General features: G+C 49.6%; 10 protein-coding genes. 1 reads left to right on the top strand and 9 read right to left on the bottom strand.

All coding sequences use genetic code 11. The annotated features are described in order from the left end of the window. Positions 1–2 precede the first annotated feature (2 nt). On the top strand, positions 3–671 hold the full coding sequence (locus PIL01S_RS16845; protein WP_246058365.1) for a DUF2642 domain-containing protein: 669 nt from the start codon (positions 3–5) through the stop codon (positions 669–671). Positions 672–772: 101 nt separating this feature from the next. On the opposite strand, the gene PIL01S_RS16840 is transcribed toward PIL01S_RS16845, so the two are convergent. The 9 genes from PIL01S_RS16840 to PIL01S_RS16800 all read right to left on the bottom strand — a co-directional run bounded on the left by PIL01S_RS16840 (position 773) and on the right by PIL01S_RS16800 (position 13,929). Next, positions 773–1,615, bottom strand: a complete 843-nt coding sequence (locus tag PIL01S_RS16840) for a hypothetical protein (RefSeq protein ID WP_127538496.1) — start codon at positions 1,613–1,615, stop codon at positions 773–775. A gap of 274 nt (positions 1,616–1,889) precedes the next feature. Further along, complete coding sequence (locus PIL01S_RS16835) at positions 1,890–2,633, bottom strand: nuclease-related domain-containing protein (RefSeq protein ID WP_127538495.1); 744 nt, start codon at positions 2,631–2,633, stop codon at positions 1,890–1,892. A gap of 295 nt (positions 2,634–2,928) precedes the next feature. Beyond that, positions 2,929–3,822 carry an NAD(P)-dependent oxidoreductase gene (locus tag PIL01S_RS16830; protein WP_127538494.1) on the bottom strand — a complete coding sequence of 298 codons (894 nt, stop codon included), beginning with the start codon at positions 3,820–3,822 and terminating at the stop codon, positions 2,929–2,931. 108 nt (positions 3,823–3,930) lie between these two features. Then, positions 3,931–6,264, bottom strand: coding sequence for a helix-turn-helix domain-containing protein (locus PIL01S_RS16825; protein WP_127538493.1), 2,334 nt, complete (start codon positions 6,262–6,264; stop codon positions 3,931–3,933). A gap of 59 nt (positions 6,265–6,323) precedes the next feature. Beyond that, complete coding sequence (locus PIL01S_RS16820) at positions 6,324–8,405, bottom strand: alpha-amylase family protein (RefSeq protein ID WP_127538492.1); 2,082 nt, start codon at positions 8,403–8,405, stop codon at positions 6,324–6,326. 18 nt (positions 8,406–8,423) lie between these two features. Further along, positions 8,424–9,956 carry an extracellular solute-binding protein gene (locus PIL01S_RS16815; protein ID WP_127538491.1) on the bottom strand — a complete coding sequence of 511 codons (1,533 nt, stop codon included), beginning with the start codon at positions 9,954–9,956 and terminating at the stop codon, positions 8,424–8,426. 78 nt (positions 9,957–10,034) lie between these two features. Further along, complete coding sequence (locus tag PIL01S_RS16810) at positions 10,035–10,916, bottom strand: carbohydrate ABC transporter permease (RefSeq protein WP_095288713.1); 882 nt, start codon at positions 10,914–10,916, stop codon at positions 10,035–10,037. 39 nt (positions 10,917–10,955) lie between these two features. Next, a complete protein-coding gene (locus PIL01S_RS16805) occupies positions 10,956–11,909 on the bottom strand; it encodes an ABC transporter permease (RefSeq protein WP_095288712.1) in 954 nt (317 codons plus the stop codon). Between the two features lie 4 nt (positions 11,910–11,913). After that, positions 11,914–13,929, bottom strand: a complete 2,016-nt coding sequence (locus tag PIL01S_RS16800; protein WP_164764257.1) for an alpha-amylase family protein — start codon at positions 13,927–13,929, stop codon at positions 11,914–11,916. Positions 13,930–14,016 lie beyond the last annotated feature (87 nt).

The following is a 14,016-nucleotide window of genomic DNA, read 5'->3' as shown; positions in this document are numbered from 1 at the left end:
CTGTGAAATTCCCAACAATGTGGCTTGGAAAATCCATCGAATTGGAACTATCCGGCTGTAAACTTCCAATTCAGGGTGAGATCATTGATATGGGTCAGGACCTGATTGTTGTTTACGGAGATCAACGGTTCACCTATGTGCCTCTTCATCACCTTCAATCCATGCACATAACCAAAGGGGGTGATGCCAGTTCCACCTCCAGCATGCCTGCGCCTGATCCCGAGATGGATCACAACAATATATCGTATCGCAAAATATTAATGAATGCTCGTGGTAGATTCAGTGAAATTTCGATAGGCGGGCGTACACTGCACGGTTATATTACGAACATTATGAACGATTACTTCATCTTCTTCTCTCCACTGCATCATTCGGTCTACGTCTCCATCAATCATCTGAAATATATCATTCCTTCTCCAACAAACAGCACGCCTTATTCCCTAAGCCAGCAGCATTTCCCCATTCAGCCTGCGTCCATGCCTCTTTCCCGGACAATGGACCAACAGCTTCAGAAAATGGTTGGTGAACTTGTCATCCTGAATCTTGGTGACAAGCCATATCGGGCTGGATTGCTGAAGGCCGCAGATAATAAGCTGATTGAACTGGTAGAGGCAGAAGGTCAGACCTTGATTATGCATACCGATCATATTCAAACCATTCATCTGCCTTGAATATAGAAAATGACCGAAAAAGGTCCATCCGCTTATCGGATGGACCTTTCATTTATGTTGGTCGGTTGTTGGGCCATCCATGAATGGGACAAGCCGCGCTTCTACTTTCCGTATGTCTGCTCCATACGCTCTTCCTCATTCGTAGACAGCAATATGTTAAGCAGCCCCATCGCATTATTGGCATCGGTTCTCGCCGTTTGGTACTTCTCAGCAAACGCTGCCTCATCCTGCTTGGGATCCATTGCTGCCAGCTCCCCCCATGACTTGCGGGCCTTGTCGTAGAGTTCGCTTAACGTAATGTCATATGGATGCTGTGCAACCGGAGCCATGGATTCGAATTTCGCGGTGACTCTGAAGAAATCCATGGAATCCTGAAACGATTGGCTGCTGTAATTCTTGTTATTCATCGCATCTTCGGTAATCAGCAGACCTTCACGAGAAATAAACAATGTCTTGACCATGGCCCGTTCCAGGTTCGTAGCTTCATCCCAAGTGATATAGGTCACGTCAGGTGCCTGTACAGTTGTAAAGAAAGGAAAGGCGTCATCGATTAAACGCTGTGTATTGGCATGAATCGGAACCTCCGCATTCATATCCACGACAGTATCGCTGTAATTGGCAACGTTAATATTCTTGGACCCTTCCTCACTAACCCGGCGAACCGGATGGTCGTCCAGCGGAATACGGATATAGCCCAGCTTGTCAGCATATTGATCCTGCAGTTCTTTCAACGTTTCCGTAGCAGTGGAGGCTGGTTCCGCCGCATTGCTCTCACGATCCTCTTCTGCCGTATTGACACCGGACGGCTCTGTTGCTGTCGCTTCAGCTGTCTCCTGGGCAGGCTCTGGGGTGGCTGCTTCCTTGGCCCCTCCGCCGCATGCGGATAAAACTGCAGCCAAGCTGAAGATCACGGTAAACATCCGAATCGGTTGTGTCCATCTCATGGTATAATCTTCCCCTTATCTTATGTATGCATCTAATCTACATTAACCATGGCATGTACGATTGAATTCCTATTCTCCATTTGATTCATCTTCGGATAACATGCCGTATTCACAGGTAAGTATTGGTCTACATTCTAACATAAGTTAAATTCTGGGTGTATACGACGATGTACCTGTCTCCTTGAGCTGTCATGACTGGATGCCCCCGACAAAAGTACAAAAAAACACTGTCATCCCGAAGGACTACAGTGTCTGCAAGAAACCTATCTATACGCTATTTAATCCCCTTAGCCTTCTCGATATGTTCCGCCCTAGTCTGAGGCTCTGTGCAATTGGCTGACGACAGCAGGGAATAGATAGCCTGAATATCCTGCTCCTTAAACAACGTTTCAGGCACTTCTGCTTCGAGTCTTTCCGTTTTGCGCAGAATGGTCTCAACCAATTCATGATCATATATCACCAGTTCATCGGAATTCACATACCGCACCGCAGGATCGACACTGATCCGGCAGCGATTGGTGAAGGTCACCATGGAAATCATGCGGATCCGCTTATAATCTCCGAGGTGTGCATGAACTGCCTCAACATGGCCCCGATGCTGCATCAGAGGATTATACATCTTAATGCGACTGGTACTGACCGTCCAGTTGGCCTCTCTGCGCCCACCCCGAATCTCGCCGGTTGTCAGGTTACGGGTCTCGATGACGAAGATCCCCCGCGGACCAATAACAACATGATCAATCTGAGAATAGCCTGAACGGGATTTGGGATTGGCAACGAGCAGATCACTCAAAACTTTGTATTGTCCCGGGAGACTGTACAGTCGTTCTGCTGTTGTCGGTTCTTCCGGCTCGCTGATCCAGGCTGCCTCATGTTTGGATTTGGATTTAGATTTGCGTCTGCTCCGCATCATTCGGGCAGGTGCGGGGCCCGTATCAGGCATCGCGGGGGCCGAGGCCGTAATTGAACTCGCAAGCTCTGGCTGTGTCTTGAACAGAGACAGGATTTTTTTGAACATGGGCAAGCTCCGTTCTAAAATTTAGTGTGAGTTACAGGTGATCGGTTACGACAATTGAACAACATAACAACATCTTTGGACTTCCATTATGTAAACTTCTATTACTTATGTCGGATGAAGACGGATAAAAATAAAGGTCATCAGGCCTAATTTCCTTGCACAAACCAAAGTATACGAAAATATTTAACCAATATTGTGACTTTAGACACATGCGATCCATTGAAAATTCTAAAAAAACAGCGCATCCCTTTCCACTTAAGAAAAAGAACACGCTGCGGCTTACCACAAATGCGATTTATGCTTGAAGATAGTACGTATAGAGCACCTGCGTGCCCTTCTCATCCAGACCGTTTCTGGATATTTCCTGATACAGGGATTCAGCCAGTGCCAGCCCTGGTGTCTTCATGCCCAAGGCCTTGGCCGATTCGAGGGCGATTCCCATGTCTTTGATAAAATGTTTCACATAGAATCCAGGCTCGAAATCGCCTGCGATCATGCGCGGACCGAGATTGCTCAGCGACCAGCTTCCGGCTGCCCCGGTAGCAATGCTCTTCAGCACGTTCTCCGCGTCAAGCCCCGAACTCTTGGCATAGGCGAGTGCTTCGCATACGCCCATCATGCCGGATGCAATGGCAATCTGGTTGCACATTTTGGTGTGCTGACCGGAACCCGCCTTGCCCTGCAATACAATGTTGGTGCCCATACACTCGAACAGAGGTCGTACCGCTTCGAATGCTTCCTCGGTGCCACCAACCATGATGGACAGCTTGCCATCGCGTGCGCCAATATCTCCACCCGATACGGGTGCATCCAATGCATGCAGCCCCTTGGCTTCTGCCGCCTCGAAGATGCGAGCAGCCAGCATGGGACTGGATGTCGTCATATCAATCAGGGTTGAACCCGGTTTGGCATTCGCTACAAGACCGTCCTCACCAAGATAAATCTCCTCTACATCCTTCGGATATCCTACCATGGTGATGATGACATCACACTCAGCCGCAAGCTTGCCTGGTGTATCGTGCCAAACGGCCCCTTCATTCACCAACGCTTCCGCTTTCGCAGCTGTGCGGGTATACACATGCAGCGGATATCCCGCTTTCTGGATATGACCTGCCATGCTTTTCCCCATAACGCCTGTACCGATAAAGCCAACTTTCGTCTCTCCAGGTGCCTTCGTCGTATTTGTCATCGTAGGTTTCCTCCTTGTTTCTCTATGGTTTGGTGAGGTGCTTGTCTTGGATCGCTATATCTGTATGTTATAGCTTTCGCACGCCGCCGTCTATCATTTACATGAAATCTAGCGGACCGACATTCGATATTGATTGGGCGACATCTGAACAAACCGCTGAAAAGCCCTGTTCAGGTTGCGCTCCGAATATCCCACCTGTTCGGCAATTTCCGTAATGGTGCAGTCGGTATCCTTCAACAATTGCTTCGCTTTTTGCACCTTCAGATTCATCATGTATTCGATAAAGGACACCCCCATTTCCTTCTTGAAGAGTCTGCTTAGATAGGAAGGACTGACATTCACGAGTTCCGCACAATCCGATAGTGATTGCATTCCTTCGGGATGGCTGCTCAGATGCTCACAGACCCGCTGAACAATCAGGCGGGATGAATTGGTGCGGAGATCCTGACTGGCTTCAATGCACAGAGGAAACAGCACACCGATAAACCAGTCATGCATCTCCTTCGATGTCTGGTTCTCCTGCAGCTGATCGAACAAATTGCTGCCCAGTCGTTCAAGCATGCCGGGACCCTTCGTCTCCATGAATTGAATAATGGCCGACAGCAGCATGTGGTATCCCTGAATCATGACCGTATAGGATTCGGAGGCACGCACCTTCTTGGAAAACCGATGCAGCGCATCCTCCGCATGCGTAAGCGTTCCGTTCCATAGTGATTCAAGAATCTCCTCTTCGATCTCCCGGGGATACATGAAGACCGGATTACGCTGGGTGGCCAAAATATCTTCATAGAACAAAACGTTCTCGGCATCATCAAATAGCCGATACTGCAGGGCGAGCTGCGCTTCACGAAAGGACTCTGCGATCCCATGAAGTTGACCCGGACGCCCTACGCCCACCGTTGCCGAGAAAGACAGGTACTGATCCAGTGCATGATGAATCTCCTCAGCATAGCTGCATACCTTTTGCCTCGCTTCACGATGAGAAATCTCTGAATCGAAATGCAGGATTGCCACCGAATCACTATCATTTTTGTCTACAACATACCCCGTCAAATCCGTGTTTTGGCTGAGCAGTTCATCCATGACATTTCTCAGGGCAAATACAATGACGGGGCCTTCACTGGGTAAAAATCGTTTCTTCTTGACCAGATTTTCCACTTTGACGACCAACACCAAAAATTGTCCCTCTGTCCGGAACTCGTGTCTGGCACACTCTTCTTCCAACCTGCTGCTGGTCCATGAACCGCTAGATTGCAGTAATCTCTGCAAAAAACGATCGCGGAGGTCTGGCTGTATGCCCTCTATATACCGATTCAGGGTTTCTGTCTGTTCATTGAGATAGCTGAGCGAAGACCGGATATATTCAATTTCATTCCCCTGGGGTGCTGTTTCCTGCCCGTTCCTTCGCAAGTGCTCCCCATACCGCAGCAGCTGCTGAATAGGGTTGTAGGCCAGCCGTGAGCTGAACCAGGTGAGCAGCATACCGACCAACACGAAGATAGACACCGAGATCAGGATGAGCACCTTGATCCAATTCAACTGGGCAATCATCTCCTGCTCAGGGAGCTGGGATATATAGGTCCTCCCCATGGATGCCGAGGCATATGCCACAAGCTCATTCCCATGCTCCCCCTTCAGTACCTCATGGCCCGAGCGTTCTCTGCCTTCTGCATATGCGATCTGCTGCAGCACCTCGTCCTCCGATGCCCGTTTGCCAATCTCTCCAGGGCCGTCCGTGTGCAAAATAATTTGCTGATCTGCATTAAGAATGGCGAGGGACTGGTCTTCCAGACTAACAGAATAGCTGCGCAGCAAACTCCGCAGCTCCTGTTCCTTCACTTGGAGAATGACCACTCCGCGCGGTTCCCCCTGTCCCATGACAGGCACTTGCCTCACATAGGAGATATAGCCCGCTTCTCCGGATTCGGGAAGATACCTCCAACCTGCAGCTGCCTGGCCTCCCAGAGCAGCCTCCATGTCCTGCTTTTCCTTGTAGTCTGCCAGCGAGACCAATCCGTAATAATGGGACAGAACCATATCTGTTTTGGCATCATAATAGATCATTTCTTCAATTAGATTATTGGTGTTTTTGTGGAGCTGAAACAGATCGAGCAGATCCAGGTGGAGAAAGTAATCGCTCTCATAATGAGCACTGCCTAATGCATTTCGCATCAACGGGCCACTGGCGAGCTGCATCGATTCATGCTCAATATTAGTCAGAATATTCTCCACCCTGTCTTTGAGCAAGTTCAATGAGGCCATATTGTTATCCTGGAATTGTTCCGTCAGTTTGATCATCGAGAAATGATAGTACGCGCTACCGGCAAGCACCACCGGGATGACCACCGACATGCAGCCCAACCAGATCAGTCTTTTCAGATAACCATTCGTTGCGAACCAGCGGTCAAGCGCTGATTGGATGGTATGCATTACCCGCCTCATGGAATCACCCCCGTATGCTGCGCCTTAGGCTCATTTTCGCATGTCTCTGTTCGGGTTCATTATATCAAGAGAGGTACCCGGATACACTCCCAAACGTCCAGCGTGGGGACTCTGATTTTTAGTTTATTTCCAGTACGCTCTGTCCTCAGCTTCGTTCCTGCGATTAACGCTTCAGCGTCCCCTGCAGAATGATCCTCCCGTGAACGAACTGTAATCTCAATATCATGTATGGGGAGCACCGATGACAGCGGTCTGCGACCTGCCCCGTTCACCAGATGAATCAACAGGTCGTTATCCTTGCGGAAAACAGTCAGCTGTAAACCGGGTGCTTCCGTGATTGATACCAGAGCTTTATTGTTCAACTGCACATGAACGGCATTGGCAAACAACCGAAAATGTTCCTCCAATTTGAATTCCTGTATGAGACCGCTAAGCGAAAACGGGAAATATAAGGTCTGCCCTGTGCCCAAGCTTCGCAACAGTGCCAGCGGAAGATCGGTTTGTTTAACAGCCAGTGAGGCCCGTTCGGGAGGCGCCCCTACACTTTCCAACGGAGAGAACGGAGGAACTAACGTTGCCAATACCTGCACATCCGCATCCTTGGGCTTACAGTACATCACCTTGCCTCGATGCGGTATAAGTTCCGTTTCCTCCAGCTTCCACTGCAGTGGATTTCCTTCATTATCTGTGCTAGAGATCTGTTCAAACCGCAGATAGGATGCAGCCAAATACTCGCTCTCCTGCATTTCCCCGGAAATACCAAACAGGTCCATCAGCATCGAATTCGTCGGTTCTTCCATCTTCGGCAGTTCTCCCTCTGCGATAATGCTGCCTCCCTGACTCACATAATCGCGAAGCAAATCTATAAAATGGGATGAATGTGTGAATCCTTCAGGCAAAATAACGACCGGATAGTAGTTCAGGTTCACGCTGGCCACCTGTTCAGGCAGAATCACATCGAAGGGAATATGCTTATGGATGAGCGCCTCCGCCAAGCCTTCCGCTGAACGATTGGCACTCCACATGAGTGCCACCTGGTTCACGGGTTGGGCGCCGTCCATATGGGAAGCAAGCTTCGCTGCATCCCTGTTGACCTCTGTTACGGTTCGCAAAATCCGCTTATCTGTAATCGTATCCGGGATTCCGGTTAACGAATGCCAGAGCTGACCCCCATTGGCTGGAATCTGCGAGAGCCAGAAGCGGTATTCGGCAGGCGGAAGCCCGGTATGACGCCAGTCCATGCCGGGGCAAGAATGTACAATGCCGAAGGGATCGGGGCGGCCCGGAACGGAACGCCCCACCTTGATACCGAGCGCAGGCTGCCAGAACTCCGGGATACGGGTGTGCCCCAGCGACAACACATCCTGCGGTTCAGTACAGAGCATGTCGGTAATGGACACCCGTTTCTCCAGATTATCCCGGTGCAGATTATAGTACAGGATCATTGGCACCTCAGGCCGAACAGCCTTGATCTCCTGATACATCCGCCCCAGATTATCATCGAAGCAGCGGGCTGCAAAATCAGACACGAGCTCTGCTGAAGTACTCGGCAGTTCTTTTCCATACATCCCCTTGTATTTCTTCTGACAATTGGAGCATTGGCAAAATATATATCCGGGTGCGTTGAAGAAGACACCGTCAATCTCATAACGTTCCAGTGCTTCCCGTATTACAGGAACCGCCAGTTCTTCGTTGCGGTAGCCTCCGTTAATGCAGGTCGACATCAGAAGAGGCCAGGCCCCCGGCCGGGTGGCACCGATAATATCCGGCTGGCCACCTTCCTTGCGGACAAACCACTGGGGTTTCTGCAGATAAACAGAGTCCTCTGCCTTGCTGAAATCAAAGCGGGCAATAAAGCGAATCCCGCGCTGATGACAGCTCTGGATCATATCCCGCAGCAGATCACTGCCGCGGGGCAAGTATTCATTTTGAATATGAAATGCGACACTCGAACGGTACCAGGCATAGATTCCACCCATATTAAACACCATGACATTGGCACCCATATCGAACATTTGGTCCGCAAGCCGTTCGGGATCAATCTTCACGGTGTCCTTCACCTGCATGTTAGGTTGAATGATGCGCAGCGGCTGCTGCCACCAGGGACGTTGTTCCTTATCGCTCAGTAGGGGAGTCTTCATCGCTTCTCCTTTACCTCGTTATTGTTGATTAAACTGCTCATAAGCCTTGGCCATTTCCTGATAGGCCTGCTTGATGTCTGGCTGGCTGTTCAACTTGTCTACATAGGCTCTGAATTCTTCGACACTGATCTGTCCAACAATCGTTCGGGTCAACATGGAGCTGTACTCGTCTCCGTATTTGGGCCATGTCTCTCTCCAGGCCTCCGAGGTAATCACCCGGTAGAAATCGATCTTTCCAATTTCGTCGAAATTCTCGACTTCCTTGATTTTGGCGTCATTATAGGCTTTGTCTCCGGAAGCACTAATCACTTTGCCCCACTTGGCATAGGCGAGCACACCTGCCCCTTTACTCGTTGTGTTCACTTCCTTGACGCCTTGCTCCGTCAGCACTTTCTGACCATCCTGTTCCGTATAGTGCGTGCCCTCGATTCCATAGTAGGCAAAGTCCGTCATTTCCTGGGAAGCAGTCAGATCAAAATACTTCAGGAGCTGCTTCACCTTCTCTTCAGGCACCTTCTTGGAAATGTAGAATCCACCCGCGACTCCGGTCTCCAGACCAACCGCTGCATCTCCATGAGGACCTGTCAGAGACAAGTTCAGAATTTTGGCGTCAGGCTGCCCTGATTTTTTCATAGCCTGCTCCCACTCATGATCCCACCAGATTGGACGTCCGTAAGAAGCCGCCCAGTTGGTCTTGAATAGTTCTTCAGCCTGACTCTCCTTCATGACGGCATATTCTTTAGACAGCAGCCCATCGGCGTACAGTTCCCGAAACCACTCGACCATCTCCACATATTGTGGTGTTAAACCAGGGCTCATCAGCCCGCCATCGTTATCATAGGTTGGGTTATACGCCCCGAATCCGGCTTGGAACATGGCAGGTGGGTTGTTGACGAATAACAGGCCAACTGTGTCTTTCTTGCCGTTGCCATCCATATCACTATCCACGATTTTCTTCAGGGCTTCTCTATATTCCTCGAACGTCTTGGGAATCGGCAGATTCAGCTGCTTCAGCCAATCCTCCCGAATTTTCAGTCCACCATCAACCCGGGAACGGGAGCGTGGAACGGCGTAAATGCCTCCATCCACCGACAGGTATTTGAGCGCATCCGGCGCCAGATTTTCCTTCAGGTTCGGGTATTCGCTGAGATCTCCAAGGAATGGTGTCAGGTCCCAGAACGCACCGTTCTTGATCGCGGTAATCAGTGTGGGGCGAATCTGATTCTGGTAGGCCACTACTTCTGGCAGATCACCGGAAGCGAGCAGCAGATCCAGCTTCGTATCCAGATCGCCTGAAGGCACCCATTCAATATCGAGTTTGGCGTTGGTGCGCTTCTCCCATTCGGTCCAGTATTCGTTGTTCATATCGGGAATTTCATTGTACAATCCGGCAAACATCTTGATGTCCAGCGGCTGATCTCCACCGGATTCTCCGCTATTTGTGCTGCCTGCCGTTTCACCTGAACCATTGTTCCCCGTACAAGCCGCCAGCATGGCGACTGCCAGAATCATGCAGAGCCATGTCGTCCATCGTTTATTCCCCTTGTTCATTCGCCTTCATCTCCCTTATCGTCAGTATCGGTAAGCGTTTGCATTTATACATAAAGCATGGTTTAACTTCAGCTGCATTTAACCTTTGACGGAGCCAATCATGACACCTTTGGCAAAATGCTTTTGCAAAAATGGATAAACGATCAGAATCGGCACCATGGCGAGTACGATCGACGCCATGCGAATCGTCTCCTGTGGCACGACGCTCTCATCACTGGCCCCGGCCTGAGCTACAGCAACGGAATTCGAATCGATAACGAGTGTCTTGATGAGCAGCTGCAGCGTCCATTTGCTTGAATCGGATAAGTAAATCAAGGCATTGAAATACGCATTCCAGTGTCCTACCGCGAAGAATAATGTAAACGTGGCGATCGCGGGCATGGACAACGGTACAATAATTCGGAAAAAAGCCGTGAGATCACTGCATCCATCGATCTGTGCCGCATCCTCCAGTTCCGAAGGAAGCGATTCCAGAAAGCTTTTGATCACAATCAGGCTCCACGCATTCGTCAGTCCAGGCAAAATCATGGACCAATAGGAGTTTAGCAGTCCCAGCTCCTTCACGAGCAAGTAATTCGGGATAATCCCCGCACTGAACACCAAGGTGAAAATAACCAAACCCATAATCCACTTATGCCCGGGCAGAGAGCGTTTGGTTAACCCATAAGCCATAGTGAAGGATACGATAATATTCAGTATGGTGCCAACAACCGTAATAAACAACGTGCTTTTAAACGCATTGATAAAACTGTTGGTTGATAAAATATACCGGTAGGATTCCAGCGACCACTTCTCCGGGAACAGATAAAACTTGAGCGGCACATACACCTTCGGATCGGTAAACGAAACGCTGAAGACATATAAGAACGGGAATATACATGCCAGTGAGATCAAAGCAACCAGACTGTAATTGATCCAGTCGAAGAGCGTAAGCCCTTTTTTCTGCACAACAAAGCTCATAACCTATCCTCCTTTCTGACAGACCACCAACCCATGGGATTAATAGATGCCTTCATGTCCAAGTCTTCTTACAATTTTGTTGGCAGCCACAATCAGGAACAATCCAACCAGTCCCTTGAACAGCCCCACAGTAACCCCAATGCTGATCTTGCCTTGCAATATCCCGTACGTATAGGAATACGTATCAAATACCTCTCCAACTGAACGAACCAACGGATTCATCATCAGCAAAATTTGTTCAAATCCGGTATCGGCCATGCTGCCAAGGCGCAGGATCAGCAAAATGATAATGGTCGGCCGGATGGCAGGCAGCGTAATATGCCAGATTTGCCGGAACCGTCCGGCTCCGTCAACAACGGCAGCCTCATACCGCTGAGGGTCCACTCCCGCCATGGCCGCGAGGAAAATGATCGTTCCCCAGCCGGCTTCCTTCCACATGCTCTGAGCCGTAAGCAGCCCCCAGAAATAATTCGGTTCCGATAGAAACGAAATCGTATCCTTGCCGCTCTGTGCAATCAGCTTGTTCACAATGCCGACGTCCGTCGAGAGCAGAAAAAACGTCATGCTGGCAACGACGACCCAGGACAGAAAATGCGGTAAATACACAATCGACTGGTTGATGCGTTTAAACGTCTCATGCCGAATCTCGTTTAACATTAGGGCCAGCAGAATCGGCAGCGGAAAATGGAATACCAGTGCGATCAGATTAATGGCGAGCGTATTACGCAGCATGATGTAGAAGTTGGAGCTGGCAAACAGCTCATTAAAATGCTTGAATCCCACCCATTCACTTCCCGTAAAACCGAGGAAGGGATTGTAATCCTGAAATGCCAGCAGCAGCCCCCAGAGAGGTACAATCTTGAACAGCAGGAAATACAGCAGCCCCGGCAAAATAAGCAAATAGATCATCCGGTGTTTATACATTCGTGACAGAAGGCTGCCCGATTGCAGCTTGCCCGTGGCACGATTCACCGTCGTTATCTGGGGTTTCATTCGGTTAGTTCACCTCTTTCTTCGGGGCGTGGTCCATCTCGAGTACAATGGCTTCATACCGCTTTAGTTCGGGAATGGTTAGTCTGACTTTGTTCCCTTCGATGTTCATAGGAATGTTCTCTGACGAACACAATGAGTACGCCCGAACAGGTACTCCTATATCACGAAACTCAATCGTGCGATTGTATAGCGGTATCGCTTCAAAGTATGTCGTTCCGTTGAAGCCGGACAAGTTCAGGAGCTGGAGAAGCACATGCCCTTGTTCTGTCCGATTCAGGAATAACTCCGTACTGGCAGGCAGATCGTTCTTCACCAGGCTCTCCCCGGTTAACCGGGCCAGAACATCCATCACGGCATGTTTGTGGTCTTCGAAGCCGTGTTTGTAATACAGAACGCCCGGGTTCCATGTGTAATAGGCGGCTGTACCACCATTTGCCGGATGGGAGATCCCGAGTCCGTAACTTTCGCCCACTTGGTGTCCATACGCCCGTTCCGGCGGGCCAAAAGATGCAGGTTCAATATACGGCATACAGCACTCTGTCTTTGCGGTATCAAATTGCACATGTGCAAAACCACCACTAACCGTGATCCATTCCCGGTCCTTCACACTGGGAAAACGATCTGCATCTGTTACCTGGAGGTATGCAGATGGAAGCATGTCGGTATTTCCTGTATGAACTGCTCCAAACCAGTCAGACAACCCTTCTGCATCGTCGCGTAAGGCATTTCCTGTAGCAAGCAGAGCAACGCCTTGTTTGAGCAATTGATCCAGCGTTTCCTTGGTATTGATGTGGGGTCTTTGCAAACCAGGCAAGATGACTGCTTTCACTGCGGCCAGCTTATGTGCCATGGCGGTAATCTGGTCTTCGACGATGACATCGAACAGGACATGGGCTTCTTTTAACATTTTGAACAGACCCAAATATTCAGTCCCTGCCTCTGGTGCCTTTGGTTTAATCAAAATGACTTCAGCCATGGAAGTTAGACTTCCATAGATATGTTCATGCGCTGCATGATATCGAAAAATGTCCCGGGCTACTTCAAAATTCTTCCGATCCGGATATCCCTCGAAGGCTCCTATAATACAAAAATCGAGTCCGGACCCGCTGGCGATGTTCTGATATAGCCTTATTTCCGTCTCATGGGGCGAGACCCCGGTGAACCGATAGGTCAGATCGATGGCATTAATGCTGCAATTGCTGACTATTTTATCGTCCCAGCTGCTCACTACGGAGGCCACATTCTCTGAGGCGGAATACTGCCATAAAGGCAAGCTTCGGGTTAGCGATGTATTCGATTCCTTGCGAATGATGTCAACCCTGTGCGGGTGGTAGGTGCTTATGGCTATATCCGGCCAGCGGGACTTCACCCTGTGATGAATTTTGCTCAAAATCTCTCGGGAGGTTAACTCCTGAAAATGAAGATACGCTGTATGCAATTCATGCAAAGGCCCCGTGTAGTTCAGCAGTTCAGCCCCGCAGATCTCCTGAAAACGACGCCTGCAGTTGTCACAATAACAAGGTCCATAATGGTTGCCGCTGTAATCCCAGTGCTGGTACCCGAACATATTGAAGAAAATGCCGTCCACCGGATACTTCTCAAGCACTTCTATAATTGACTCGATGGACTTCTCCTGCTGATATTCCCCATTCAGGCACGTATGCACGATGCCGTAATAGTTCACTTCCTGTCCGTAACGGTCACGATAAAACCATTCCGGATGTGCCTCAAACAGTGATTCGTGCGCTTTGCTGAAATCGAAGCGGGCAATAAATTTCATTCCGAGCGCATGGGCCTTCGATACAGCTTCTTGTAATAAATCGGTATGAAGATAAGGTGTGACATATTGATGCTCCAGTGCAGATGGATAAAAGGCAAAAATCCCTCCCGCATTCATCATTAGCACGTTGGCTTGAAACTCCTGCAGCTCCTCCATCAACAGGTCCACATTCATGTCCGCATCAATCTCGCGGAGATTGTTTTGAATCAGGCGAAGGCGGTTGGAAGACCACCAGTTCATTCGCATCATCCTCCTCTTGTCTGCGATGTACCTTAACGGTATACCTTGGGCACCAGGCACAGTAGGGACATTTTTTGCAGATGTGAA

Source organism: Paenibacillus illinoisensis NBRC 15959, assembly GCF_004000925.1.
In the GTDB taxonomy this organism is placed as follows: Bacteria; Bacillota; Bacilli; order Paenibacillales; family Paenibacillaceae; genus Paenibacillus; species Paenibacillus illinoisensis.
The sequence above is the reverse complement of the archived record's forward strand: the minus strand, read 5'-3'. Positions and strand labels throughout refer to the sequence as shown.

Bases quoted from the DNA above. Each gene is read 5' to 3' on its own strand.
- PIL01S_RS16840 (WP_127538496.1), bottom strand. From the start codon at position 1,615: ATGAGATGGACACAACCGATTCGGATGTTTACCGTGATCTTCAGCTTG.
- PIL01S_RS16815 (WP_127538491.1), bottom strand. From the start codon at position 9,956: ATGAACAAGGGGAATAAACGATGGACGACATGGCTCTGCATGATTCTG.
- PIL01S_RS16800 (WP_164764257.1), bottom strand. From the start codon at position 13,929: ATGAACTGGTGGTCTTCCAACCGCCTTCGCCTGATTCAAAACAATCTC.
- PIL01S_RS16820 (WP_127538492.1), bottom strand. From the start codon at position 8,405: ATGAAGACTCCCCTACTGAGCGATAAGGAACAACGTCCCTGGTGGCAG.
- PIL01S_RS16810 (WP_095288713.1), bottom strand. From the start codon at position 10,916: ATGAGCTTTGTTGTGCAGAAAAAAGGGCTTACGCTCTTCGACTGGATC.
- PIL01S_RS16825 (WP_127538493.1), bottom strand. From the start codon at position 6,264: ATGAGGCGGGTAATGCATACCATCCAATCAGCGCTTGACCGCTGGTTC.
- PIL01S_RS16805 (WP_095288712.1), bottom strand. From the start codon at position 11,909: ATGAAACCCCAGATAACGACGGTGAATCGTGCCACGGGCAAGCTGCAA.
- PIL01S_RS16835 (WP_127538495.1), bottom strand. From the start codon at position 2,633: ATGTTCAAAAAAATCCTGTCTCTGTTCAAGACACAGCCAGAGCTTGCG.
- PIL01S_RS16830 (WP_127538494.1), bottom strand. From the start codon at position 3,822: ATGACAAATACGACGAAGGCACCTGGAGAGACGAAAGTTGGCTTTATC.